This is a genomic window from Xanthomonas sp. DAR 80977, assembly GCF_041240605.1.
Taxonomy (GTDB): domain Bacteria; phylum Pseudomonadota; class Gammaproteobacteria; order Xanthomonadales; family Xanthomonadaceae; genus Xanthomonas_A; species Xanthomonas_A bundabergensis.
Genome location: NZ_CP162487.1, coordinates 1,802,824 through 1,827,936, shown reverse-complemented (window position 1 = coordinate 1,827,936; position 25,113 = coordinate 1,802,824). Strand labels below are relative to the sequence as shown.

Genomic DNA, 25,113 nt, shown 5'->3' with positions numbered 1-25,113 from the left:
TTCCTGGTAACGCCCGTCGCGACTGAAGTCGCTCCCACAATGATTCCCAGCCTGCGTCGCTACAACTGCGACTCCAGCGGCAACCAGCCGATGACCCGCGCCGCGGCGCGCCGCCACACGCCCGCTTCCGGCTCGTGCGTCCAGGTCCGCGGCGGCCGCGCCGCCCCATCCTGCCAACGCAGTTCCCCGTCCTGCAGTGCCAGCCGGTAGCTGACCGGCGCCGACACCTTGGCCCGGTACAGCCGCTGCAGTTCGGCCGCCGCGGCGCGGTCGCGGAACAGCAGGCCCATCTCGGTATTGAGATTCATCGAGCGCGGATCGAGGTTGAACGAACCGATGAAGCCTTCGCTTGCGTCGACCACGAACGCCTTGGTATGCAGGCTGGCGCCGCTGGAGCCGAACAGGCTGCCGCCCGGGTCGCCCTGCGGCTTGAGCTCGAACAGCGTCACGCCCTGGCGCAGCAGCGGCACCCGGTAGCCGGCATAGCCGCCGTGCACCGCGACCACGTCGTTGGCCGCCAGCGAATTGGTCAGCACGCCGACCGCCACGCCGCGCTCGCGCAGCTGGCCGATCCAGCGCAGGCCGTCGTCGCCCGGCACGAAGTACGGCGAGATCAGCGCCAGTTCGCGCTGCGCGCGCGCCATCTCGCCGACCAGCCGCGGCGTCATCCAGTCCGCGCGCGGCGGCGCGCCTTCGGCCTTCTCCGGCGGGTCGAACACGATCGCGGCCTCGGCGCTCCAGTGCAGCGGGCGCTCGCCCTCGACCAGATTGCGCACGCTGGGCGCCTGCCGCAGGCGCTGCGCATAGGGATGCGCGCGCGCCGAGCCCAGGCCCGCGTCGATGCTGGCGCGCAGCCTCGACAGCGCCTCAGGCTCGGCCTGCACCAGCGCGCCGAGCGGCACCGCGCTGCGGCTGTTCCAGTAGGCGTCGAAGATCTGCGCGGCCTGCGCCACCGCCGGCCCGACCACCGCCACATCGGTGTCCATGAAGTTGGTGTCGCGCGCCGCATCGAAGTATTCGTCGCCGACGTTGCGCCCGCCCACCACCGCCACGCGCCCGTCGGCGATCCAGGCCTTGTTGTGCATGCGCCGGTTGACGCTGAAGAAGCGCAGCACCAGCTCCACCCCGCGCATCAGCGTGCCTTCGCGGGCGCGGGTCGGGTTGAACAGCCGCACCTCGATCGCCGGATGGCTGTCCAGCGCGGCCAGCACCGAATTGCTGCCGTGCACGTTCATGTCGTCCAGCAGCAGGCGCACGCGCACGCCGCGGTCGGCGGCGCGCAGCAGCTCGTTGTAGAGCAGGTTGCCGGTGAAATCCGCATGCCAGATGTAGTACTGCAGGTCCAGGCTGCGCCCGGCCGCGCGCGCGGCCGCCGCGCGCACCGCGAACGCCTCGACGTTGTCGGGCAGGATCACCATGCCGCTGTGCCCGGGATGGGCCGCGGTCAGCGGCGCCACCACCCGGTCGATCGGGGTCTGCAGCGCGGTCGCGGGCAAGGCATGGCTGGCCGGGCCCTGCGCGCGCTCGGCGAAGCGGCCGTAGCCGTACAGCGTCGCCATCGAGGCCAGCACGCATGCCGCCAGGGCGATGCCGCTCCATTTCAGCGCCTTCTTCATCTGCGGGCTCCCCGGGGAATCGGCGCAGTGTAGGCAAGGCGCCGTGCACGCCGCTGCATGCTGGCGCGCTCAGCCCGAGTTGATGTGCTCCTTGCAGTACAGCCGCCGGTAGGCGCTCGGGGTCATGCCCAGGCGCTGGCGGAAGATGCGGCGGAAGTAGCCGCCGTCGCTGAAGCCGGCACGCAGCGCCACCTCGTCGACACTGCAGGTGTTCACCAGCAGCAGCTTCTCGGCGAAGGCGATGCGCTGGCGATGGATCGCCTCGGTCAGCGTGGTGCCGAACGCGCGGCGGTAGATGCGGCCCAGGTAGTCCGGGTTGCAATGCAGTTGCGCGGCCAGCGCGGACGCGGTCAGCGCGGTGTGGAACTGGGTGCCGATCAGCTGCTTGGCACGGTAGGCCAGCGCCACGCCGGCGCGGTCGCTGTCGTGCGGATCGGGCCAGGCGCCGGCCACGCATTGCAGCATCGACAGCACGATCGGCTCCAGCATCGGCAAGGTGCGCCGTTCCTCCTGCTCGCTGAGGAACCAGCGGAACAGGCCGACGAAGCGCTCCGGATCGCGGATCGCGGTGCGTTGCGGCATCGACAGCAGCGTCGCGCCGGCCGTGTCCGCCGCCGCCGGCTCCAGTTCGAAATGCACCCAGTAGAAGCGCAGCTCGTCGGAGAAGCGGCCCAGGCCGGCGTGTTCGCGTCCCGGCCACAGGATCAGCGTCTCGCCGGGACCGATGTGGAAATCGCTGTCCTGCTCGCGGATCGACAAGGTGCCGCGCTCGACGAAGATCAGCTCGTAGGACTGGATCACCCGCGCCGGATGCGCGCCGATGCCGCGGGAAATGAACAGGCCGCCGTTCTGGACCCGGATCGGATAGGCCACTGCGAGTTCGAGCATGTCGGAAGCGTCTCCCCAGCGAGAATGGCACGCTGCACTGCAGCAAATAATGCGCGGTATCGCCGCGTGCGCCGCCACGATCGCGCAGGTCGGAATCGTACCGTTTTTATACCGCGCCGGCTCTTGTCCCGGCCCTGGCGGCATGCGACTTTGGCGTGGCGCCGGCACCGGCGCCTGCCAGGAACCGACCCGTTGAATGCGACCGCCGTTGGCCCCGTTGCCGCAGGCGCCGACCAGGCCGCCGCCACGCACCGACTCTCGCGCCTGGAAAAGTTCGGCTACGGCCTGGGCGATGCCGGCGGCACCATCGTCACCTGCCTGATCGCCAATTTCCTCACGTTCTTCTACACCGACGTGTTCGGCCTCACCCCTGCGCTGGTCGGCACCCTGTTCACCGTGCTGCGCATCGCCGATGCGGTATCCGACCCGCTGATGGGCGTGCTCGCCGACCGCACCCGCAGCCGCTGGGGCCGCTTCCGCGGCTGGCAGCTGTGGATCGCGCTGCCGATCGGCATCGCCTGCGTGCTCACCTTCAGCACCCCGCAGCTGAGCTACGCGGGCAAGGTCGCCTATGCCTTCGCCAGCTATTTCCTGCTGTCGCTGTGCTACACCGCGATCAACGTGCCGTACTGCGCGCTGATCAACAGCATGACCGGCGACCACCGCGAAGTGGTGTCGGCGCAATCGTGGCGCTTCGTGCTGTGCGGCATCGCCGGCTTCCTGGTCTCGGTCGGGCTGCCATGGCTGGTGCGCGCGCTCGGCGATGGCGATGCCGCGCGCGGCTACCAGCTCGGCGTGGGCCTGCTCAGCCTGCTGGCGGTGGCGATGTTCCTGTGCTGCTTCTTCGCCGTGCGCGAGCGCGTGCCGGTCAGCCTGCTGGGCGAGGCCGGCATCGGCCAGCACCTGCGCGGGCTGCTGCGCAACGACCAGATGCGGCTGGTGCTGCTGATGTCGTTCCTGCTGATCAACGTGTTCAACATCCGCGGCGGCGGCTATCTCTATTTCATCACCTACGTGCTCGGCGGCGGCGCCGGCTACACCTCGCTGTTCTTCGCGATGGTGGCGCTGGCCACGGTGCTCGGCGCGATCGTGGTCAACGCGCTGTGCCGCCGCTTCGATCCGCTGGCGCTGTACCTGCACACCAACCTGGCGCTGGCCGCGCTGGGCGTGCTGCAGTGGTGCATGCCCACCGGCCCGGCGCAGCAGACGCTGTGGCTGGGGCTGATCTTCGTCAACTGCCTGGTGCTCGGCTTCGCGCTGCCGCTGCACTTCTCGATCATGGCCTTCGCCGACGACTACGGCGCATGGAAGAACCGCATCCGTTCCTCCGGCATCAACTTCGCCTTCAACCTGTTCTGCATCAAGCTGGCCTGGGCCTCGAGCGCGGTGGTGATCAGCTACCTGTTCGTGCGCGTGGGCTACCGTGCCGGCGCCGAGCACCAGACCGCCGCCTCGCTGCAGGCGATCACCCTGCTGGAAACGCTGATCCCCGCCGCCATCCACCTGCTGCTGGCGGCGGTGATCTACCGCAGCCGCCTGCGCCGGCCGCTGCTGGCCGAGGTCGCCGCCGACCTGGCCGCACGCCCGGTGCACTGATGCCCTCCCCTCTCTCCCTCCCCAGGATCGCCGCCTCCATGCCGCTTTCGCTCGCCCCGCCGCCCGAACTCCCGCTCGACCGCCTGCGCATCGCCGATCCGTTCTGGCAGCGCTACCAGCGCCTGGTGCAGGAGGTGGTGCTGCCCTACCAGTGGGACGCGCTCAACGACAACGTCGCCGATGCCGAGCCCAGCCACGCGATCGAGAACTTCCGCATCGCCGCCGGGCGCAGCGACGGCGCGTTCTACGGCATGGTGTTCCAGGACAGCGACGTGGCCAAGTGGCTGGAAGCGGTGGCCTACCTGCTCGCGCAGCATCCCGATCCGGCGCTGGAGCGCGATGCCGACGCCACCATCGAGCTGATCGGCGCCGCGCAGCAGCCCGACGGCTACCTCAACACCTATTTCACGGTGAAGGCGCCGGAGCAGCGCTGGAGCAACCTGGCCGAATGCCACGAGCTGTACTGCGCCGGGCACATGATCGAGGCCGGCGTCGCCTACCACCAGGCCACCGGCAAGCGCGCGCTGCTGGACATCGTGTGCCGGCTCGCCGACCACATCGACGCCACCTTCGGCCCCGGCCCGCAGCAACTGCACGGCTATCCCGGGCATCCGGAGATCGAGCTGGCGCTGATGCGCCTGTACGAGGCCACCGGCGAGCCGCGCTACCTGGCGCTGGCCCGCTACTTCGTCGAGCAGCGCGGCACCGCGCCGCACTACTACGACGAGGAATACGAAAAGCGCGGGCGCAGCTACTTCTGGGGCGGGCACGGGCCGGCGTGGATGATCCAGGACAAGGCCTACAGCCAGGCGCACGTGCCGGTGGCGCTGCAGACCACTGCGGTCGGCCACGCGGTGCGCTTCGTCTACCTGTACGCAGGCGTGGCGCACCTGGCGCGGCACAGCGGCGATGCCGCATTGCGCGCGACCTGCGAGCGGCTGTGGGAGAACACCACGCAGCGGCAGTTGTACCTCACCGGCGCGATCGGCGCGCAGAGCTACGGCGAAGCCTTCAGCGTCGACTACGACCTGCCCAACGACACCGCCTACAACGAGAGCTGCGCCTCGATCGGGCTGATGATGTTCGCCAACCGCATGCTGCAGCTGGCGCCGGACAGCCGCTACGCCGACGTGATGGAGCGTGCGCTGTACAACACGGTGCTGGCCGGCATGGCGCTGGACGGGCGCCACTTCTTCTACGTCAATCCGTTGGAAGTGCATCCGCCCACGGTGCACGGCAACCACGGCTTCGACCACGTCAAGCCGGTGCGCCAGCGCTGGTTCGGCTGCGCCTGCTGCCCGCCGAACATCGCCCGCGTGCTGACCTCGCTCGGCCACTACATCTACACCCGCTGCGACGACACCCTGTACGTGAACCTGTACGTCGGCAGCGATGCCGCCTTCGAGGTGGACGGGCACACGCTGACCCTGCGCCAGCGCGGCGACTATCCGTGGCAGGAACAGGTGGAACTGAGCGTGGACTGCGACGCGCCCATCGACGCCGCGCTGGCGCTGCGCCTGCCGGACTGGTGCCGCGCGCCGCAGCTGCGGCTCAACGGCGAAGCGGTCGCGATCCAGGCGCACCTGCAGCACGGCTACTGCGTGCTGCGCCGGCACTGGCAGCGCGGCGACACGCTGCAACTGCACTTGCCGATGCCGGTGATGCGGGTCAGCGGGCATCCGCGCGTGCGCCATCTGGCCGGCAAGGTCGCGCTGCAACGCGGGCCGCTGGTGTACTGCCTGGAGCAGGCCGACAACGGCGCGCAGCTGCACCAGCTGCGCCTGCCCGCCGATGCGGCGATCCGCAGCGCACCCGGCAGCGGCACGCTGGCCGGGCAGGTACTGCTGCTGGCCGAGGGCGAACGCCTGCACGGCCACGACGACGCGCAGGCCGACGCCCTGCCGCTGTACCGCTACGACGCGCCGCCGCCGTCGCGGCAGGCGCAGACCCTGACCTTCGTGCCCTACTTCGCCTGGGCCAACCGCGGCGAAGGCGAGATGCGGGTGTGGGTGGACGCGGGCGGCGACGGCTGAGGCCTGCCACCGCCGCGCTGCGCGCTCACAGATCCGCGAGGATCTGCTGACGCCGGCGCTCGTATTCCGCCTGGTCGACCAGGCCTTGCGCGCGCAAGGCCTCGAGCGCGCGCAGCCGCGCTTCCACCGATGCCGCGGGCGGCAGCGGCGGCGGCGCAGCGGCCTGGCGCGCCGCCTGCGCACGCCGGTCGGCGCGCATCGCCAGCCATACCGCCGCGAAGACCAGCACCGGCAGCGCCAGCAGGACCAACAGAATCACGAAGTGCCAGACGCTGAAGCCGAACATCCCATCCTCCTTGATGCGGCACGCGCTGCGTGCGGACTACTTGGCCTTGCCCTGGTTGGCCACCGCCTCGGCCGCCTTCTTCGCCGCTTCCGGATCGCCGAGGTAGCGGTACGACTGCACCTTCAACGCGTCGTCCAGTTCGAACAGCAGCGGGATGCCGGTGGGGATGTTGAGTTCCAGGATTTCCTCGCGCGAGACCCCGTTCAAGTACTTGTACAGCGCGCGCAGCGAGTTGCCGTGGGCGGTGACCAGCACGGTCTGCCCGGCCTTGAGCTGCGGCGCGATCGCGTCGTGCCAGTACGGCAGCACGCGTTCGAGCGTGGTCGCCAGCGACTCGGTGGCCGGCAGCGCGTTGCGGTCGAGGGTGGCGTAGCGGCGGTCGTGCAGCGGATGGCCCGGATCGTCCGCGTCCATCGGCGGCGGCGGGATGTCGTAGGAACGGCGCCAGATCTTGACCTGCTCCTCGCCGTGCTTGGCCGCGGTTTCGGCCTTGTCCAGGCCCTGCAGGCCGCCGTAGTGGCGCTCGTTGAGACGCCAGCTCTTGTGCACCGGCAGCCAGTCCTGGTCCAGTTCCTTCAGCGCGCCCTGCAGGGTGTGGATGGCGCGCTTGAGCACCGAGGTGTGCGCCACGTCGAACTGCAGCCCCTCCTCGCGCAGCAGGCGGCCGGCGGCGGCGGCTTCCTGGCGGCCTTGCTCGGTGAGATCCACGTCCACCCAGCCGGTGAAACGGTTATCCAGGTTCCACTGGCTCTGGCCATGGCGCAACAGTACGAGTTTGCGGGTCACTGCGACGGTCTCCGTTGGGGGAATGCGTGGGTCGTGCGGCCCTGGATTGTAGCGGGATGTGACGGCTGGGAATGGGGAAATGGGAATGGGGAATGGGAAACGGCTTGGCGTTCCAGCGCGCCTTGCCGTCTGGCGATCTGTCGCGGCTGGAGCAACTCCTACAAGGGCGCGCCGGGCCGCGCTACGCCGGAACGCAAGCGGATCGGCGCTGACGACCGTCACCCTCTTGTCGAGACCGCGACCTCTCGTCGCCAGACATCGATCAGGAGCATGCTTCGACGATTCCCCATTCCCGTTTCCCCATTCCCAGCTCCTCCACGCCACGGCCACGATCGCGGCGCGATCATCGGCGCATGGGCACTTCTTCGCACAAGGTCTTCGGCGACTGGGACGGCAGCATCGTGCAGGCGCGGGCGCTGCAGGCCACGCTGGCCAGGCAGGTGCGGCTGCAGGACGAGGTGACGGACCCGCCGCGCTGGCTGGCCGGGTTCGATGTCGGTTTCGAGGACGAAGGCCAGACCACCCGCGCCGCGGCCGTGCTGATCGATGCCGAGACCTTGCAGCCGCAGCAGGCCGAGATCGCCCGCGTGCCGACCTCGATGCCCTACGTGCCGGGCCTGCTGAGCTTTCGCGAACTGCCGGCGCTGCTGGCCGCGCTGGCCTTGCTGCGGCAGCGTCCGGACCTGGTGTTCGTGGACGGCCAGGGCATCGCCCATCCGCGCCGGCTCGGCATCGCCGCGCATTTCGGCGTGGTCAGCGGCCTGCCCAGCATCGGCGTGGCGAAGAAGCTGCTGGCCGGGCGCTACGACGAACCCGGGCCGCAGGCCGGCGACCGCAGCCCCATCGTGCACCGCGGCGAGACCGTCGGCTGGGCGCTGCGCAGCAAGCCGCGCTGCAATCCGCTGATCGTCTCGCCGGGCCACCGCGTCGCGGTGGACAGCGCGCTGCACTGGACCCTGCGCTACCTGCGCGGCTACCGGCTGCCGGAGCCGACCCGCCTGGCCGACCGGCTGGCCTCGCGCCGCGACGAGGTGGCGCTGCAGGCGGCCGCGAGCGGGCAGCTGTTCTGAATCGGGCTGCTGCGCAGAAAATGCGTCGAGCGCCGCCTGCAAGGCGCGCCGCGCAGCGGCGACTACGCGTATCGATCCTGAGCAGAGCGACGCGGTGCGCCGCCGGCCATGCGCCGATCGCGCACGGCCGGCGGCAGGCGTCAGCGGCGGCTTACCGGTTGCCGATGTTGATCCCGCCGTTGACGATCTGGATGTACATGCCGGCCGGGCGCGGGCGCGCGAAGAACTGCAGGTTGACGCTGGCCAGGCCGGTGCCGCCGGCGCAGTTGGCCGAGGCCATGCCGATCACGGTGTAACGGAGATTGGTGCGCAGCGTCGGGCCGGCGACGCGGCCGCCGTTGTTGACCGCATAGCATCCGCTGCCCTGCCCTCCCGACACCAGCAACGCCTTGGCGTTCCACAGGTTGTTGATGATGACGGTGGGGACATTCATATCGGGAATGCCTTGCGCCTGCGCCGGGACGGCGACCAACGACGCCAACGCCATCGCGATCGACAGCACGGCGTTGAAGGTGTTGCTGGATTTCGACGAATGGATCATCAGGGGGTTCTCGCTTGTTGGGGGACGGATGCAGCGAGCGCGCTGCCACGCTGCGGCCGGGGCGGCCCCGGCCGGCAGCGCCCGATTATTCCCGTTCGCCGCCGATAATTTCACTCAAAGTTACAAATTTGCAGACAAAAAATGCGCGCCCTCCCGCACTATGCGATTTCGCCCGTCCGGCATGCCGGCCACGCATGCCGTCTGCGGCGCGGCGGCATCGCCGTCCTGCGCGGCATCGCCCCGGACGCGGTGCAGTAGACACGACGGCCCGGGACAGTCCGTCTTGCCGCCACGCTCCCACCTCGGCCACCGCGCATGCGAAGCTCTTGCCCCTTGTTCCCAGCTCCGCGAGGCCGCGCATGCCCACCCTGATCGCTCCCCGCGTCCACGACATCGGCGGCTTCGAAGTGCGCCGCGCGGTGCCCAGCCTGCAGGCGCGCAGCGTCGGCCCGTTCGTGTTCATCGACCACATGGGCCCGGCGATCTTCGAACCCGGCCGCGGCGTGGACGTGCGCCCGCATCCGCATATCGGCCTGGCCACGGTGACCTTCCTGTGGTCCGGCGAGATCGGCCACCGCGACACGCTCGGCTCGGACCAGGTGATCCGCGCCGGCGACGTCAACTGGATGACCGCCGGCCGCGGCATCGCCCATTCCGAGCGCACGCCCGCGCCGCTGCGCGCGCAGCCGCATCCGCTGCACGGCATGCAGACCTGGGTGGCGCTGCCGAAATCGGCCGAGGAGACCGCGCCGGCGTTCTACCACCACGCCGCCGCCAGCCTGCCGCAGCAGCGCCGCGACGGGGTGTGGCTGCGGGTGATCGCCGGCCGCGCCTACGGCGAGGAATCGCCGGTCAAGGTGTTCGCCGACACGCTCAACGTGGCGCTGGACCTGGACGCGGATGCGGAACTCGACCTGGACACCGGCCACGTGCAGCGCTCGCTGTACGTGCTGGAAGGCGAGGCGCAGCTGGACGGCGTGGACATCCCCGCACGCTACCTGGTGCTGCCCGAACCCGGCGCGCGCGGCCGGCTGCGCGCCAAGACCCCGCTGAAGGCGATGCTGATGGGCGGCGAGCCGCTGGATGGGCCGCGCCACCTGTGGTGGAACTTCGTGTCCAGCTCCACCGAGCGCATCGAGCAGGCCAAGCAGGACTGGCGCGACGGCCGCTTCGGGCTGATCCCCGGCGACGACCAGGAATTCATCCCCCTGCCCGAGCCGGGCAAGTGACGCCGGCCGGCGCGGTCGCACGCGATTGGGTCGCGTTGCCGCGCGGCCAGGCACTGCGACGGGGATGCCGCGGCTTGCGGGAGCGGCTCCGGGCCGCCCAGGACCGCCCGGAGTCGCACCCTCGGCGCACGACGCACGGAGTGGAAACGCGCTAGCTCGCCGTCTTGGCCGCGACGCGCCCCTTCACCTGCACCACGTCGTCGGCCAGGTCCAGCGCCAGCTGCTGCAGTTGCTTGGCCAGGGCCTTGTTGGCGACGCCTTCGCTGGCCTCGAGCAGCGTGTAGACCGCCTGCAGCTGGCGCAGGCCTTTGGGCGGCACCTTGATCACTTTGCCGCCGACGAAGACGAAACCGCCGCCATCGACACCGACGCCGGGCGACTGGTAGCTGGCGACGAGGACGACCTTGTTGTGCAGATCGATGATGCTGGGCATGGGCTGTACTCCTTTACAGGGATGGGAAGGACGACGTCGCCGATCACCGGCTGGCGCGACGGCGTCCCCTGCTCCAACGCAGTGCGCGCGCCGCGGCGGCCATTGGCCGCTGACCGCATTCAGGCGGCGTCCCCTGGGCCGCCGCCGGATCGCGCGCGCTTCGATCCGCATCCCAATTGTCAAGTGCCGCCAGCTGGGCTATGGTTCGGCCAGCGGCCGGGACTGCAGCCGCGCACCGGGACACGCATTGCGTAGGGGTATGCACTGCACGCGGATCCCGCAATGGACTGAGGGTGACGTGCCGTGCCGGCCTGCGTCGGCGTGCGCTGAAGATCGATGCCGCCGCATTGCGGCGGCACATGGGGACATCGCGAATGAGGGTTGCAAACTGGCTCACCGGCCTGTCGGTCCTGCCTGCCATGCTGGCGGCGGCCACGGCCATGGCGCAGCAGGCGCAGAACTGCCCGCAACTGCCGCCGCAGGCCAACCTGCAGTGGAACGAGCGCAGCGACAAGGGCTTCATCGTATGCCGGGCGACGGGCGCCGACGGCCGCCAGGTGCTGGGCATGATGCTGACCTCGCGCGACCCGAACATCCCGCTGGCGCGCAACCTGCGCGAAGAGAAAGGCAGCATCGCCGGCGAGAGCGTGCACTGGTACCGGCCCGATCTGGGCGGAGTCGACGCGCCGGGCCTGGCCTCGCGCCGGGTCACCGTGGTCGAGCTGAGCAAGGACCACTACGCGCAGGTCTGGATCGACGCCAGCGACGCGCAGGAACTGCAATCGCTGCAGTCGCTGGTGCAGGGCCTGGACATGCGCCCGACCAGCCTGGCACTGGATCGCTGAGGCAGGCCGGCGTTCGGCGCATGGCCCCTTGTGGGAGCGACTTCAGTCGCGACGGGCTTTACCGGGAAGGCCCGTCGCGACTGAAGTCGCTCCCACACTGTACTGCCCGCCACAGCTCAGAAAAAGCTAGAACCGCCCCTCCTGGAAATCGACGAAGGCCTGCATCAGCTCCTCGCGGGTGTTCATCACGAACGGCCCGTGCCGCGCCACCGGCTCGCGCAGCGGCCGGCCGGCGACCAGGATCAGCCGCGCGGCGTCCGCCCCGGCCTGCAGCTGCAGCAGGTCGCCGCCGCCGAGCACGGCCAGGGTCTGCGCCGGCAACGCGCACGCGGCCTCGCCCTCGCCCAGCGTTACCTCGCCTTCGTAGGCGTAGGCGAACGCGTTGTGCCCGGCCGGCAGCAGCTCGTCCCAGCGCGCGCCGGCGTCCAGCGCGATGTCCAGATACAGCGGATCGGTGGCCGGCTGCGCGATCGGCCCGCGCACCGCGCCGACCTGGCCGGCGATCACTTTGACCGTCACCCCCGGCGCCAGCTGCGCCAGCGGGATGCGCTCGGGCGCGAACTCCTGGTAGCGCGGCGCGGTCATCTTGTCGCGCGCCGGCAGGTTCACCCACAGCTGGAAGCCGCGCATGCGCCCGGACTCCTGCTCCGGCATCTCCGAATGCACCAGGCCGCGGCCGGCGGTCATCCACTGCACGCTGCCCGGGGTCAGCAGGCCTTCGTTGCCGTGGTTGTCCTTGTGCCGCATGCGCCCGTCGAGCATGTAGGTGACGGTCTCGAAACCGCGGTGCGGATGGCTGGGAAAACCGCCGATGTAGTCCTCGGCGCGATCGGTGCCGAATTCGTCGAGCAGCAGGAACGGGTCCAGCTCGGGCAGGTCGGCGCCGCCGATGACGCGGGTCAGCCTGACCCCGTCGCCATCGGCGGTGGCGCGGCCACGGATCGTGCGCGCGATGCGCGCGGGGGCGGCGGTGAGGGTGTCGGTCATGGCAGGCGATCTCCTGGTGAAGCACCGAATATGGGCGTGCCGCGGCCGGCGGCCAATCGCGATCGGCGCAACCCATCGTTCCACCGCGGCGCCGCCGGCCGTCCGCGCCCGGCCGCGCCCGGCCGCGTCGAGTGCGTCGAGTGCGTCGGGTGCGCCGGCGTGGCGCGTTGCGGAGCGATGCGCGTGCCGATGCCGATGCCGATGCCGATGCCGGCGCATGTGCCGGCGATACCCGCTCTCGTGCGAGGGACTCCGGGTGGCCTTGGGCCATCAGTCCCGACTGCAGCCAGGCCCGGCGATCCCATCGCCATGCGCTTGCACCCGATGCCCCGCAGCCGATGCCGATCACGATCAGGCAGGACCGTCTCGACTCGCCGCCGCCTGCCCGTCGCCATGGCCGCGGCAGGCGCCGCCGCCAGCGCATGCCGTGCCGCGACGCAATGGTCGAACGCCGCGGCCTACGACCAAAGTACTAGGGCCAGGGCCTGTCCCGGCATTGACCCCCCAGGCCATCGGGGCGACCCTTGCTGGAATCTTGTGGGGGAGCGATCTGCATGAAAGGGTTTTCCAAACTGGCCTGGGCCGCGCTCGCGGTGCTGGCGGCGTTCTGCCTGGGCACCATCGCCCTGCGCCGCGGCGAACACATCAACGCGCTGTGGATCGTAGTCGCCGCGGTCTCGATCTACCTGATCGCCTATCGCTTCTACAGCCTGTTCATCGCCACCAAGGTGATGCAGCTGGACACCACCCGGGCCACCCCGGCGGTGCTCAACAACGACGGCCTGGACTACGTGCCGACCAACAAGCACGTGCTGTTCGGCCACCACTTCGCCGCCATCGCCGGCGCCGGCCCCCTGGTCGGCCCGGTGCTCGCCGCGCAGATGGGCTACCTGCCCGGCCTGCTGTGGCTGGTGGTCGGCGTGGTGTTCGCCGGCGCGGTGCAGGACTTCGTGGTGCTGTTCCTGTCCAGCCGCCGCAACGGCCGCTCGCTCGGCGACCTGGTGCGCGAGGAGATGGGCCAGGTCCCCGGCACCATCGCCCTGTTCGGCGCGTTCCTGATCATGATCATCATCCTGGCGGTGCTGGCGATGGTGGTGGTCAAGGCGCTGGCGGAGAGTCCCTGGGGCATGTTCACGGTGATCGCGACGATGCCGATCGCGATCCTGATGGGCGTGTACATGCGCTACATCCGCCCCGGCAAGATCGGCGAGATCTCGATCGTCGGCCTGATCCTGCTGCTGGCCGCGATCTGGTTCGGCGGCAAGGTCGCCGCCGATCCGACCTGGGGCCCGGCCTTCACCTTCACCGACGTGCAGATCACCTGGATGCTGATCGGCTACGGCTTCGTCGCCTCGGTGCTGCCGGTGTGGCTGCTGCTGGCGCCGCGCGACTACCTGTCCACCTTCCTCAAGATCGGCACCATCGTCGCCCTGGCCATCGGCATCCTGGTGGTCATGCCCGACCTGAAGATGCCGGCGCTGACCCAGTACGCGCACAACGGCATGGGCCCGGTGTGGACCGGCGGCATCTTCCCGTTCCTGTTCATCACCATCGCCTGCGGCGCGGTGTCCGGCTTCCATGCGCTGATCGCCTCCGGCACCACGCCCAAGCTGCTCGCCAACGAAGGCCACATGCGCTACATCGGCTACGGCGGCATGCTGATGGAATCCTTCGTCGCGGTGATGGCGCTGGTCGCCGCCTCGATCATCGAGCCGGGCGTGTACTTCGCGATGAACGCGCCGGCCTCGATGGTCGGCAGCGATGTCGTCGCGGTCGCGGCCAAGGTCAGCGAATGGGGCTTCGCCATCACCCCCGAGGTGCTCGAGGCCACGGCGCGCGACATCGGCGAGACCACCATCCTGGCCCGCGCCGGCGGCGCTCCGACCCTGGCGGTGGGCATCGCGCAGATCCTGCACCAGCTGTTGCCGGGCGAGGACATGATGGCGTTCTGGTACCACTTCGCGATCCTGTTCGAAGCGCTGTTCATCCTCACCGCGGTCGACGCCGGCACCCGCGCCGGGCGCTTCATGCTGCAGGACCTGCTCGGCAACTTCGTGCCCGCGCTGAAGCGGACCGAGTCGTGGGGCGCCAACATCGTCGCCACCGGCGGCTGCGTGGCGCTGTGGGGCTACCTGCTGTACACCGGGGTCAAGGATCCCTACGGCGGCATCCGCACGCTGTGGCCGCTGTTCGGCATCTCCAACCAGATGCTCGCCGGCATCGCGCTGATGCTGGGCACGGTGGTGCTGTTCAAGATGAAGCGCGACCGCTACGCCTGGGTCACCATCGTGCCGGCGCTGTGGCTGCTGATCTGCACCACCTACGCCGGGCTGATCAAGATCTTCGATCCCAATCCGGCGCAGGGCTTCCTGGCGCAGGCGCACAAGTTCCAGGACGCGATCGCCAGCGGCACCGTCACCGCACCGGCCAAGACGGTGGCGCAGATGCAGCAGATCGTCACCAACGCCTACGTCAACACCGGCCTGACCGCGCTGTTCCTGTTCGTGGTGTTCTCGATCCTGATCTACGCGGTCAGGACCATCCTCGCCGCGCGCCGCACCCCGCAGCGCAGCGACAAGGAAACCGCGTACGTGGCGCTGCAGCCGCACCAGATGGCGGACCTGTGATGCGCAACGACCTGGTCCCGGTCGGGCAATACCAGGCGCACCGCCGGCTGTGGCGGCGCCTGGTGCAGACCGCGCGGCTGTGCTGCGGCATCCCCGACTACGACAACTACGTGCGCCACGTGCTGGAGAAGCATCCCGACCGGCAGCCGATGGACTACAAGACCTTCTTCCGCGAGCGCCAGGAAGCGCGGTATGGCGGCAAGAGCGGGTTTCGGTGCTGTTGAGTGAGATGCCGGGATTTGTGATTCGAGATTCGGGATTGGTGACAGCGGGAGTCCGGTGTCTGCGAGCATCACGGCCTCGGAAGCACGTCATGACGCTTCGGTGCGTGAACATGCGCTGCGACTTACGTTGAACACGGACCACTACGCAGGCAGGAGCGACTTCAGTCGCGCCAGGCAGCACGGAGAAGAGGCTCACGACTAATGAGGAGAAGCGGTCCATAGCCGCTCTCGCCATCCACCACGCTCCACGGCGAAACGCCAGCGAGCGGCGCAGCCAGGGCATGTCGTCACCACCCGGCAGCACGTTCGTCGCGACTGAAGTCGCTCCCACAAGAACATGCGGCCAGCTGGCTGGGTGCACTGTGGGAGGGACTTCAGTCCCGACTGCTTCCTGCTCGACGCTACGCCGCCGCCGCGCGCACCAGCTCGGCGTAGACCTGCGGCAGCTGCCGCATATGCTCCATCACCGCGGCTACGCCGAGTTGGCGCAACGTGTCGGCGTGGCCCGCGGGGATGTGCGCGGCGCCGGTGAAGCCGATCACGGTCATGCCGGCGGCCAGCGCCGCGCTGGCGCCGGTGGCGCTGTCCTCGATCACCAGGCAGCGCGACGGCGTCGCGCCCAGGGTGTGCGCGGCCAGCAGGTAGACCTCCGGCGCCGGCTTCGGCCGCGCCACCATGTCGGCGCTGAAGATATTGCCGCCGACGCGCTCGGCCAGCCCCGCGCGCGCCACCGACGACACCACGCTGTGGCGCAGGCTGTTGGAGGCGACCGCCAGCGGCAGCGGCAGCGCCAGCAGCGCCTCGCGGACGCCGTCGATCGGCTGCACCTCGGCGGCGATCAACGCTTCCGAACGTTCCCGGATTTCCTCGAACAGGCCCGGCGGCAGGGTCACCGCGAAATGCCGCTGCACCCGTTCCACGATCTCGTGCGCGGTCTGGCCGAAACTGCCGGCGAGGTAGGCCTCCAGCTCGGCGCGCGGCACGTACGCGCCCAGCGCATCGAGCATGACCCGGTCGGCCAGCACCTCGCTGTCGACGAGCACGCCGTCGCAATCGCTGATCAACAGGTCGAAGGGTGTGGCCGTCATCGCAGGCTCCTCGGCGAAACCCGCATTATGCCAAGCTGCGCATGTACGCCGCCTGCGCGCGCACGCGCAAGCGCCAGCCGCGGCTGGCGCGGGCTGGTGCCAGGCGACAGCGCACGTGTGGCGCCTTGCGCAAGCAGGCCACCGCCACGCTGCCGGCGCAAACATTAGTTTCGGGTTAAACGGCGCCTCGCCGTGCCCGACCGCGCCCCCGTTCTGCCTGCACGGTCACAAAACCTTACCGAAACGGCGCCGGGCAGCTGCTAGCATCGGCCACGGTGGCAAGGATCGTCGCCACCGGCAACAGGAACGCGAACAGGAAAGGAGCCATCCATGCGCAAGCAGTTCCCCGCCCTGATCGCTCTTGCGACCTCGATGTTCTTCTCGGTCTCATGCGCCGCCCCGCCCGGCGCCAAGGAGCAATCTGCCATGTCAGCCACGCTGCAGGATCACTCGGTCGCGTTCCGCGATCCCCACCTCGCCGACATCGCCGCCGCCGTCGCGCGCGGCGATGCCGCCCGTATCGCCGCGCTCGCGCCGGGCGTGGACCTGGCCGCGCACGGCGACCAGAACGTCACCCTGCTCGAATACGCGATCTGGAACGAGCAACCGCGCGCGCTGAGCGCGCTGCTGGATGCCGGCGCGAACCCGGCCGAACCGGGCATGGACCAGGAGACCGTCGTGCACATGGCGGCCATGGCCAAGGACCCGCAATACCTGAAGATCCTGCTGCAGCACGGCGCGCCGGCGGACCCGGTCAGCGCGCGCGGCAACTGGACGCCGCTGTTCCGCGCGGTGCAGAGCAAGCGCGACGAGCAGATCCAGTTGCTGCTGCAGGCCGGTGCCGACCCGCGCCGGGTCGACGCCAGCGGCAACTCGCTGCTGCACCTGGCCGCGCAGAGCAGCGCCGGCAATCCGTGGGTGCTGAAACTGCTGCAGGCCGGGGTCGATCCGGGCCTGCGCAACGCGCAGCAGAAGACCTTCCAGGCGTATTTCTTCAACACGCCCGAGCGCCTGCTCAACAGCACCGCGCAGCAGACCCGCGCGGCGGTGCGCGACTGGTTGAGCGCCCACGACATCCCCCTGGAAGCGGCCCGCTGAGGCGGCGTTCGCAGCACACGCAAGGAACCGCGCATGAGCCAGAACGATCTCTCCGACAACGCCGCGTCCGCCCCCTTCGCCGAGGCCGTTCGCGGCCAGCAGCCGCAGGCGGTGGACACGCAACTTCCCACCTTGCTGCAGGACCTCTACGGCACCGCCGCCCAGCGCCGCGCCGGCGGCGCGGAAAGCTTCGCGCCGCTGCCCGGCGGCTGGAGCCGCCTGGACGATGGCGCCGTGCAGCGCGCCGGCATCGACCCGGGCATGCTGCACGATGCCAAGAGCGGCTTCGACGCGGCCTTCTACCGCAACGACCAAGGCAACGTGGTGCTGGCGTTCTGCGGCACCGACGAAGGCAAGGACTGGAAGCACAACATCGGCCAGGGCCTGGGCTTCGCCGACGCGCAGTACGCCTCGGCGATCCAGCTCGGCAGCCAGGCCAAGCAGGCCTTCGGCGAAAACCTGATGATCTCCGGGCATTCGCTCGGCGGCGGCCTGGCCGCGGCCTCGGCGATGGTCAACGACGTGCCGGCGGTCACCTACAACGCCGCCGGGGTCAACGACCGCACCCTGGAGCGCGAAGGCCTGGATGCGTCCGCGGCCAAGGCCTATGCCGCCGATGGCCTGATCCGCGGCTACCACGTCAAGAACGAACTGCTGACCCACCTGCAGGAAGACAGCATCCCGTTGAAGTGGGCGATGCCCGACGCCGCCGGGCACCAGATCCAGCTGCCGGACCCGGACCCGCTGTCGTTCGGCCAGCGCCTGGTGCCGGGGATGATGCTCAAGCATCGCCTGGACCTGCACGGCATCGACTCGGTGATCAAGGCGCAGGAACTGGACTCGCAGAACCACGCGCAGACCCAGGAACACGCGCTGCCGACCGGCAGCCGCCTGTTCAACGACGCGGTGGTGCAACTGGACGGGCAACGCGAGCGACTCGGCCTGCGCGACGACGCGCAGTTCCTCAACACCGCCGCCAGCGTCGCCGCACAGGCCGGCCACGATGGCCTGAAACAGATCGACCAACTGGTGCCGAGCCGCGACGGCGACCGCCTGTTCGCGGTGCAGGGCCGCGCCGACGACCCGGCGCATCTGCGCAGCCAGGTGCAGACCGCGGCGGCGGCCAACGAACCGGCGCAGGCCAACGTCGGCCAGTTGCAGCAGCAGAACCTGCAGGCGAACGTGCCGCAGCAGGAAGAGCAGCAGCGCCGGGTCGCGCTGCAGCAGTAGGCCGCACGCAATCCCCTGTAGGAGCGGCTTCAGCCGCGACCGGATCTATCGGTAAAGCCTGTCGCGGCTGAAGCCGCTCCTACAGGGTTGGTGACGGTGCGCTATCCCGCGCCCGCCATCGCGCGCAAGGTGATCCCGACCAGGTACGCCAGATAGGTGCCGGTGGCATAGCCCATCGTGCCCAGCAGCACGCCGACCGGCGCCAGCGCCGGGTGGAACGCCGCGGCCACCACCGGCGCCGAGGCCGGGCCGCCGACGTTGCTCTGCGAGCCGATCGCGAAATAGAAGAACGGCACCCGCAGCAGCTTGCCCAGCGCCAGCAACAGCAGGATGTGCACGCACAGCCAGATCAGCCCGAGCAGGAAGATCCACGGTCGGTCGAACAGCGCCAGCAGGTCCATCTGCATGCCGATGCAGGCGATCAGGAAGTACAGCAGCAGCGAGCCGATGCGCGAGGCGCCGGCGCCTTCCAGCGTGCGCGCGCGGGTGAAACTCAGCAGCAGGCCGATGGTGGTGGACAGCACCACCACCCACACGAACGGCGAGCCGAGGCTGAACTGCTTGGCCCAGCCGACGTTGGCGTCGAACCACGCCGCAGTCGGCGCCGCGATCGCATGCGCCAGGCCGACCGCGCCGAACGCGATGCCGACGATCAGCATCAGGTCGGTCAGGCTGGCCACGCGTTCATGCTGCGCCTGGAACTGCGCGATGCGCTGTTTCAGGTCGTCGATGCCGCTGGTGTCGGCGCCGCTGCGCGCGTCGATCGCCGCCGCGCGCGGGGCGAGGAAGATCAGCAGCGCCATCCACACGTAGCCGACGCCGACATCGACCACCGCGAACTGGCCGAAGGTGGTGGCATCGACGTCGAACACCTCGCGCATCGCCAGCATGTTGGCGCCGCCGCCGATCCAGCTGCCGGCCAGCGCGGCCATGCCGGCCCAGGTATCGCCGGCCACCGTGGCCGGGTGCAGCCACTTCATCAGCTGGAACGCGACCACCGCGCCTAGCATGATGCTGAAGGAGGCGCCCAGGTACATCGCCACCAGCTTCGGGCCCAGGCGCAGGATGCCCTTCAGGTCGATGGTGAGGGTCAGCAGCACCAGCGCCGCCGGCAGCAGCACGTCGCGCGCGACCGGGTCGTACAGGCGGTTGTGCTGCCCGTCGATCAGGCCGACGGTGTTGTAGATGCCGGGAATCAGGTAGCACAGCAGCAGCGCCGGCACCACGCCATAGAAGCGCTTCCAGAACCCGCGCGGCCGCGCCGCGGTCCAGAACACCGCGCCGAGCGTGGCGGCGATCAGGCCGAAGATGACGATGTCGTTGTGGATCATGAGGAGGCCGGGACTCGGGACGGGGGACTCGGGACGCGCAAGAGCAACGCCGGATGGCGCGGACGCGAGCGCCGCGCCATCGATCGACGCAGCGGATGGAATGGCTCACTCATCCGTGAGACCCGTCCCGAGTCCCGAGTCCCGAGTCCCGAGTCCCGAGTCCCGAGTCCCGAGTCCCGAGTCCCGAGTCCCAATCCCGAGTCCCAATCCCGAATCCCGAATCCCGAATCCCCAATCCCCGCCTCATCACTGCCCGATATGCTGCTTCAACCACCCATTCACCGTGTCGTGCCACAGGATGCTGTTCTGCGACTTCAGCACCCAGTGGTTCTCGTCCGGGAAGTACAGGAACTTCGACTCGATGCCCTTGCGCTGCAGCGCGCTGAACGCGGCCAGGCCCTGCTCCACCGGGATGCGGAAATCCTGCTGGCCGTGGATCACCAGCATCGGCACCTTCCACTTGTCCACGTGCAGCACCGGGTTGAACTTCTCGTAGCCGGCCGGGTTCTGCCACGGCGTGCCGCCGTTCTCCCACTCGCTGAACCACAGTTCCTCGGTGGCGTAGCCCATGGTGCGGTTGTCGAACACGCCGTCGTGGTCGACCAGGCACTTCCACGGCTGGTTCCAGTTGCCGGCCATCCAGTACACCATGTAGCCGCCGTAGCTGGCGCCGAGCGCGCAGGCCTTGTCGCCGTCGAGGAACTTGAACTGCTGCTGCGCCGCGGCCCAGCCCTTCTGCAGGTCTTCCAGCGGGCGGTCGCCCCAGTGCTGGCTGATCGCGTCGGTGAACGCCTGGCCGTAGCCGGTGGAGCCGTGGAAATCGATCATCACCACCGCGTAGCCCTGGCCGGCGTAGGTCTGCGGATTCCAGCGATAGCTCCAGCCGTTGCCGAAGCTGCCCTGCGGGCCGCCATGGATCAGGAACGCCACCGGATAGGTCTTGCCTTCCTGGTAGTTCCACGGCTTGACCACGTAGCCGTGCACGGTCTCGTCGTTCCAGCCCTTGAACGAGAACTGCTCGTAGTCGCCGAACTTCACGTCGGGCAGCATCTCGCCGGCGCTGGGGGTGATCGCGCGCATCTCGGTGGCGCCGGCTTCATGCATGATCGGCGCGGTGAACAGCTGGTTGCCGGTCTGCAGCGAATTGGTCATCACCGCCAGGGTGTCGCCCTTGATGTCGAACTCGGCCACGCTGTTGCCGCCGACCATCTGCGACACGCCGCCGTCGGCGACGTCGATCTCGAACAGCGGATGCAGGCCCATCTCCTGCGCCGGCACGTACAGGGTCTTGCCGTCGGCCGATACCTGGATGCTGTCGGCCGAGCGGTCCCAGGTCGGCGCGATCTCGCGGGTCTTGCCGCTGGCCAGGTCCATCGCCATCAGCCCGAAGCGGTCGGCCTCGAAACCGGGGCGCTTCATCGCGCGGTAGTACAGGGTCTTGCCGTCGGGGGAGAACACCGGGCCGGCGTCCCAGGCCGGGTTGGACGCGGTCAGGTTGACCGGTGCCGCCCTGCCCGCCGCGTCCAGCCGGTACAGGTCGAAGTTGGTCGACCACGGCTCCTCGCGCCCGGCCACGCGCACGCTGGCCACCAGCGACTGCCCGTCCGGCGCCCAGGTGTAGTCCTCGCTGCCGCCGAACGGCTTGGACGGAATGTCGCCGGCCAGGGTGACGCTGATCGCCGACGCGCCGACCACCGGCTTGGCTTTCGCGTCGCCGGGCAGCGGCGCGACGAACAGGCTGTTGCGGCGGCCGTCGTTCCAGGTGTCCCAGTGGCGCACGAACAACTGGTCGAACACCACGCCGCTGGCCTTGGCGTTCTTCTTCGCGTCCAGGCGCTTCTGCGTGCAGCCCAGGTCCGATCCGCAGTCCTGGAACACGCCGGCGCTGAAGGCGACGCGGTCGCCCTGCGGGGCGATGCGGTAGCTGTCCACGTCCAGCGCGAAATCGGTGAGCTGGCGCGGCGTGCCGCCGGCCAGCGGCAGCGCGTACAGCTGCTGGCGGCCGGACTTGGCGCTGAGGAAATACACGGTCTTGCCGTCGGCCGACAGTTCCGGCGAATTGACGTTCCAGCCGTCCGGGGTCAGCCGCTTCGGCGGCGCCGCATCGCGGGTGCGCAGGTTGCGCAGCCACAGCCCGGTGCTGGACTTGTCGCTGGCCTTGTCCACCTGCCGCTTGGCGAAGATCACGGTGCCGCCGTCCGGGGTCAGCAACGGCGAGGACACCCGGTCCAGCGCCACCATGTCGCGGACGTCGAAACCGCGGGTCGCCGCCAGCGCAGGCAGCGCGGTCAGCAGGCACAGGGGCAGCAAGGCGTAGCGCAAGGTCATCGGGCGTCTCCGGAATACGGCAAAACGTCGATGGTAGGCGGGTGGATGGGCGCGGTGCAAAGGCATGAAGTCATGGAGGGGCCGGGAGTGGGGATTCGGGATTGGGGATTGGCAGGAGCGCGGCGCCGCTGCCTTTCCGTACAGGGCTGCTGCGGCAGCGGATTGGAGGCGGTGCTGCACCGTGCCGCAGCGCCTGTGTGCGGCCGCGACGGATGCGGCTTTTTTGTGCGCAAGCCGGCAAACACATGGAGGGGCCGGGATTGGGGATTCGGGATTGGAGATTGGCAGGAGCGCGGCGCCGCTGTCTTTCCGTGCAGGGCTGCTGCGGCAGCGGATTGGAGGCGGTGCTGCACCTTGCCGCAGCGGCTGTGTGCAGCCGCGACCGACGCAGCTTTTTTTGCGCGCAGGCCGGCAAACAAACGCATCGCACGCCACGTGCCGCCGCCATAAAAACGAAGCCCGGCGCGTGGCCGGGCTCCGTGCATTGCTGGGCTGTGTGTGCGCGTGCTTACGCGGACGGCGGTGCCGTCGGTTCGCCCTTGTAGCCGGTGCGGTACAGCAGCCAGCCGACGAAGGCGAGCAGGACCAGGCCGTACCACTGATTCAGATGGAACGCTTCCGGCAGCGCCAGCACGTCGGCGTGGCCGGAGACCACGATCGGCACGGCGATGGCGATGCCCATCAGCGCCTCGCCGGTGATCAGGCCGGCGGCGAACAGCGTGCCCGGACGGTGCACGCGGTCGCGGCCTTCCTCGTCGTCGGCGCGGATCTTGTGGACGCGCTCGACCAGATAGGTGATCAGGCCGCCGATGAAGATCGGCACCATCAGTTCCAGCGGCAGGTAGATGCCGATCGCCGCGGCCAGCACCGGCACGCGGAAGCGCTTGCCGCTGCGCTTGAGCCATTCGTCCAGGGCGATGATCGCCGCGCCGACGCCGGCGCCGATGGCGATCATCGTCCACGGCAGCTCGCCGCCGAACAGGCCCTTGGCCACCGAGGCCATCAGCGTCGCCTGCGGCGCCGCCAGCGAGTTCGGATGCTCCGGCGTCGCCGCGCCGATGCCGTAGGCCTGGGCCAGCAGGTTCAGCACCGGCGCCATGATCAGCGCGCAGGAGAACGCGCCGATGGCCAGCATCAGCTGCTGCTTCCACGGCGTGGCGCCGACCAGGTAGCCGGCCTTCAGATCCTGCAGGTTGTCGCCGCCCACCGCTGCAGCGCAGCACACCACTGCGCCGATCATGATCGCGGCGACCGCGCCGATCGGCGCACCGCCGATGCCTACCGGCGCCAGTCCGCTCTTGCCCAGCAGCAGCACCAGCACCGCCGAGGCGAACAGGATGGTGGAGATGGTGATGCCCGACACCGGGTTGTTCGACGAGCCGATCAGGCCGGCCAGATAGCCGGACACCGACACGAACAGGAACCCGGCGACGATCATGATGATGGTCATCGGGATGCTGACGTGCCACTGGCCGACGATCGCCTGGTACAGGCCCAGCAGCGGCAGCGTGCACAGCAGCAGCGCCACCAGCATCCACTTCATCGGCAGGTCGCGGTCGGTCTCGGCGACCACCGTGCCGGCGGTGCTCTTGCGCGCGGCGGCGAAACCGCTCCTGACCCCGGACAGCAGCGACTTGCGCAGCGAGAACAGCGTCCACACGCCGCCGATCAGCATCGCGCCCACGCCCAGGTAGCGCACCTTGGCCGCCCAGATGCCGAATGCGGCCTCGGCCGCCGGCGCGGTGGCCAGGCTCTGCGCCAGCGCCGGGTCCGAGCCCATGAAGAACTGCTGGTACAGCGGGATGGCGATGTGCCAGGACAGGATCGAGCCGGACAGCACCACGATGCCGACGTTGAGCCCGACGATGTAGCCCACGCCGAGCAGCGCCGGCGACAGGTTGGTGCCGACGTAGCCGACCAGCTTGCTGCTGCCCAGGTAGGTGGCCTGCGCCCAGGTATCGGGGATCACCCGCAGGCCGCTGGCCGCGGCCAGCTTGACCAGGCCGCCGATGGTCGCCGACAACGCCAGGATCTTCAGCCCCGGCCCCGGGTTGTCGCCGGCCTTGAGCACTTCGGCCGCGGCCTTGCCCTCGGGGAACGGCAGCGGATCCTCGACGATCATCGAACGCCGCAGCGGCACCGAGAACAGCACCCCGAGCAGGCCGCCCATGCCGGCGATGCCGAGCACCCACCAGTACTTGAAGTCCGGCCAGTAGCCCATGATCACCAGCGCCGGGATGGTGAAGATCACCCCCGCCGCGATCGACGAACCGGCCGAGGCGCCGGTCTGCACGATGTTGTTTTCCAGGATGGTGCCGCCGCCGAGCAGGCGCAGCACGCCCATCGACACCACCGCCGCCGGGATCGCGGTGGCGATGGTCAGGCCGGCGAACAGCCCCAGGTAGGCATTGGCGGCCGACAGCACGACGGCCAGCACGATCGCCAGCACGACCGCGCGGAAAGTGAGCTGACGCGGCGCAGCAGCGTTGTTCATGGTTACCCCTGAAACGACAAAAACGTTTTCCACGCTAGCGTCTGGGGCTGGGCAAGTCCAGCATCCTGGCGCCCAGCTTGTGGCACATGCCTGGGAGGCGGGGATTGGGGATTGGGGATTGGGGATTCGCAAATGCAGCGGCGCCCCGGCGGCCGGTGGTCAGCCCCTCTCCCACCGGGAGAGGGGTTGGGGTGAGGGGACGGGGCGAAGCCTCGCACTGCTTCCCCCCCATGAGGCTGCGCCCGCACCCTCATCCGCCCCTACGGGGCATCTTCCCCCGAAAAGGGGGCCATGGTCCCGGTGGGAGAAGGAACCGCGATAGCCCCTCTCCCATCGGGAGAGGGGTTGGGGTGAGGGTACGGGCGAAGCCTCGCACTCTGCTT

The 25,113-nt window shown here is 69.6% G+C and carries 20 protein-coding genes; 9 read left to right on the top strand and 11 right to left on the bottom strand.

The window, feature by feature from the left end; all coding sequences use genetic code 11:
* Positions 1–59: 59 nt before the first annotated feature.
* Together AB3X10_RS07715 and AB3X10_RS07710 are read right to left on the bottom strand one after the other, a co-directional pair.
* Positions 60–1,616 (bottom strand): phospholipase D family protein, encoded by a 1,557-nt coding sequence (locus AB3X10_RS07715; RefSeq protein WP_369980460.1) that lies wholly within the window; start codon positions 1,614–1,616, stop codon positions 60–62.
* 69 nt (positions 1,617–1,685) lie between these two features.
* Complete coding sequence (locus tag AB3X10_RS07710; protein ID WP_369980458.1) at positions 1,686–2,504, bottom strand: helix-turn-helix transcriptional regulator; 819 nt, start codon at positions 2,502–2,504, stop codon at positions 1,686–1,688.
* A 192-nt stretch (positions 2,505–2,696) separates the two neighbouring features.
* On the opposite strand from AB3X10_RS07710, the gene AB3X10_RS07705 reads away from it, so the two are divergent.
* The gene (locus AB3X10_RS07705) at positions 2,697–4,100 is read left to right on the top strand and encodes an MFS transporter (RefSeq protein ID WP_369980456.1); all 1,404 of its coding nucleotides are present in this window, start codon (positions 2,697–2,699) and stop codon (positions 4,098–4,100) included.
* A 38-nt stretch (positions 4,101–4,138) separates the two neighbouring features.
* A complete protein-coding gene (locus tag AB3X10_RS07700) occupies positions 4,139–6,133 on the top strand; it encodes a glycoside hydrolase family 127 protein (protein ID WP_369980454.1) in 1,995 nt (664 codons plus the stop codon).
* A 25-nt stretch (positions 6,134–6,158) separates the two neighbouring features.
* Here the strand turns inward: AB3X10_RS07700 and AB3X10_RS07695 are convergent, their stop codons facing one another.
* Together AB3X10_RS07695 and gpmA are read right to left on the bottom strand one after the other, a co-directional pair.
* Complete coding sequence (locus tag AB3X10_RS07695; RefSeq protein WP_369980452.1) at positions 6,159–6,419, bottom strand: SHOCT domain-containing protein; 261 nt, start codon at positions 6,417–6,419, stop codon at positions 6,159–6,161.
* Positions 6,420–6,455: 36 nt separating this feature from the next.
* The gene (gene gpmA, locus AB3X10_RS07690; protein WP_369980450.1) at positions 6,456–7,205 is read right to left on the bottom strand and encodes a 2,3-diphosphoglycerate-dependent phosphoglycerate mutase; all 750 of its coding nucleotides are present in this window, start codon (positions 7,203–7,205) and stop codon (positions 6,456–6,458) included.
* Between the two features lie 353 nt (positions 7,206–7,558).
* Between gpmA and nfi the strand changes: the two genes are divergently transcribed.
* Positions 7,559–8,275, top strand: a complete 717-nt coding sequence (gene nfi / locus AB3X10_RS07685) for a deoxyribonuclease V (RefSeq protein ID WP_369980448.1) — start codon at positions 7,559–7,561, stop codon at positions 8,273–8,275.
* 151 nt (positions 8,276–8,426) lie between these two features.
* Here nfi and AB3X10_RS07680 read toward each other — a convergent pair whose 3' ends face one another.
* Positions 8,427–8,816 (bottom strand): hypothetical protein, encoded by a 390-nt coding sequence (locus AB3X10_RS07680; protein ID WP_369980446.1) that lies wholly within the window; start codon positions 8,814–8,816, stop codon positions 8,427–8,429.
* A 359-nt stretch (positions 8,817–9,175) separates the two neighbouring features.
* Between AB3X10_RS07680 and AB3X10_RS07675 the strand changes: the two genes are divergently transcribed.
* A complete protein-coding gene (locus AB3X10_RS07675; protein ID WP_369980444.1) occupies positions 9,176–10,045 on the top strand; it encodes a pirin family protein in 870 nt (289 codons plus the stop codon).
* 151 nt (positions 10,046–10,196) lie between these two features.
* Here the strand turns inward: AB3X10_RS07675 and AB3X10_RS07670 are convergent, their stop codons facing one another.
* Positions 10,197–10,478: a hypothetical protein gene (locus AB3X10_RS07670; protein ID WP_369980442.1), complete on the bottom strand. Its 282-nt coding sequence runs from the start codon at positions 10,476–10,478 to the stop codon at positions 10,197–10,199.
* A 374-nt stretch (positions 10,479–10,852) separates the two neighbouring features.
* Here AB3X10_RS07670 and AB3X10_RS07665 point away from each other — a divergent pair, with 374 nt between their 5' ends.
* Complete coding sequence (locus AB3X10_RS07665) at positions 10,853–11,323, top strand: hypothetical protein (protein ID WP_369980440.1); 471 nt, start codon at positions 10,853–10,855, stop codon at positions 11,321–11,323.
* A 126-nt stretch (positions 11,324–11,449) separates the two neighbouring features.
* Here AB3X10_RS07665 and AB3X10_RS07660 read toward each other — a convergent pair whose 3' ends face one another.
* Positions 11,450–12,310: a pirin family protein gene (locus AB3X10_RS07660; protein WP_369980438.1), complete on the bottom strand. Its 861-nt coding sequence runs from the start codon at positions 12,308–12,310 to the stop codon at positions 11,450–11,452.
* A gap of 554 nt (positions 12,311–12,864) precedes the next feature.
* Here AB3X10_RS07660 and AB3X10_RS07655 point away from each other — a divergent pair.
* The gene (locus tag AB3X10_RS07655; protein WP_369980436.1) at positions 12,865–14,937 is read left to right on the top strand and encodes a carbon starvation CstA family protein; all 2,073 of its coding nucleotides are present in this window, start codon (positions 12,865–12,867) and stop codon (positions 14,935–14,937) included.
* Positions 14,937–15,161 (top strand): YbdD/YjiX family protein, encoded by a 225-nt coding sequence (locus AB3X10_RS07650; RefSeq protein WP_228319595.1) that lies wholly within the window; start codon positions 14,937–14,939, stop codon positions 15,159–15,161. Before AB3X10_RS07655 ends, AB3X10_RS07650 begins: the two co-directional genes overlap by 1 nt.
* A gap of 401 nt (positions 15,162–15,562) precedes the next feature.
* On the opposite strand, the gene AB3X10_RS07645 is transcribed toward AB3X10_RS07650, so the two are convergent.
* Positions 15,563–16,249: an HAD-IA family hydrolase gene (locus AB3X10_RS07645; protein WP_369980434.1), complete on the bottom strand. Its 687-nt coding sequence runs from the start codon at positions 16,247–16,249 to the stop codon at positions 15,563–15,565.
* Positions 16,250–16,579: 330 nt separating this feature from the next.
* On the opposite strand from AB3X10_RS07645, the gene AB3X10_RS07640 reads away from it, so the two are divergent.
* Complete coding sequence (locus AB3X10_RS07640; RefSeq protein WP_369980432.1) at positions 16,580–17,347, top strand: ankyrin repeat domain-containing protein; 768 nt, start codon at positions 16,580–16,582, stop codon at positions 17,345–17,347.
* A gap of 33 nt (positions 17,348–17,380) precedes the next feature.
* Positions 17,381–18,577, top strand: a complete 1,197-nt coding sequence (locus AB3X10_RS07635; protein ID WP_369980430.1) for an XVIPCD domain-containing protein — start codon at positions 17,381–17,383, stop codon at positions 18,575–18,577.
* A gap of 101 nt (positions 18,578–18,678) precedes the next feature.
* Here AB3X10_RS07635 and AB3X10_RS07630 read toward each other — a convergent pair whose 3' ends face one another.
* The 3 genes from AB3X10_RS07630 to AB3X10_RS07620 all read right to left on the bottom strand — a co-directional run bounded on the left by AB3X10_RS07630 (position 18,679) and on the right by AB3X10_RS07620 (position 24,730).
* Positions 18,679–19,908: a DUF819 domain-containing protein gene (locus AB3X10_RS07630; RefSeq protein WP_369980428.1), complete on the bottom strand. Its 1,230-nt coding sequence runs from the start codon at positions 19,906–19,908 to the stop codon at positions 18,679–18,681.
* Between the two features lie 246 nt (positions 19,909–20,154).
* On the bottom strand, positions 20,155–22,236 hold the full coding sequence (locus tag AB3X10_RS07625) for a prolyl oligopeptidase family serine peptidase (protein WP_369980426.1): 2,082 nt from the start codon (positions 22,234–22,236) through the stop codon (positions 20,155–20,157).
* 508 nt (positions 22,237–22,744) lie between these two features.
* Positions 22,745–24,730 carry an OPT family oligopeptide transporter gene (locus AB3X10_RS07620; protein WP_369980425.1) on the bottom strand — a complete coding sequence of 662 codons (1,986 nt, stop codon included), beginning with the start codon at positions 24,728–24,730 and terminating at the stop codon, positions 22,745–22,747.
* Positions 24,731–25,113: the final 383 nt, after the last annotated feature.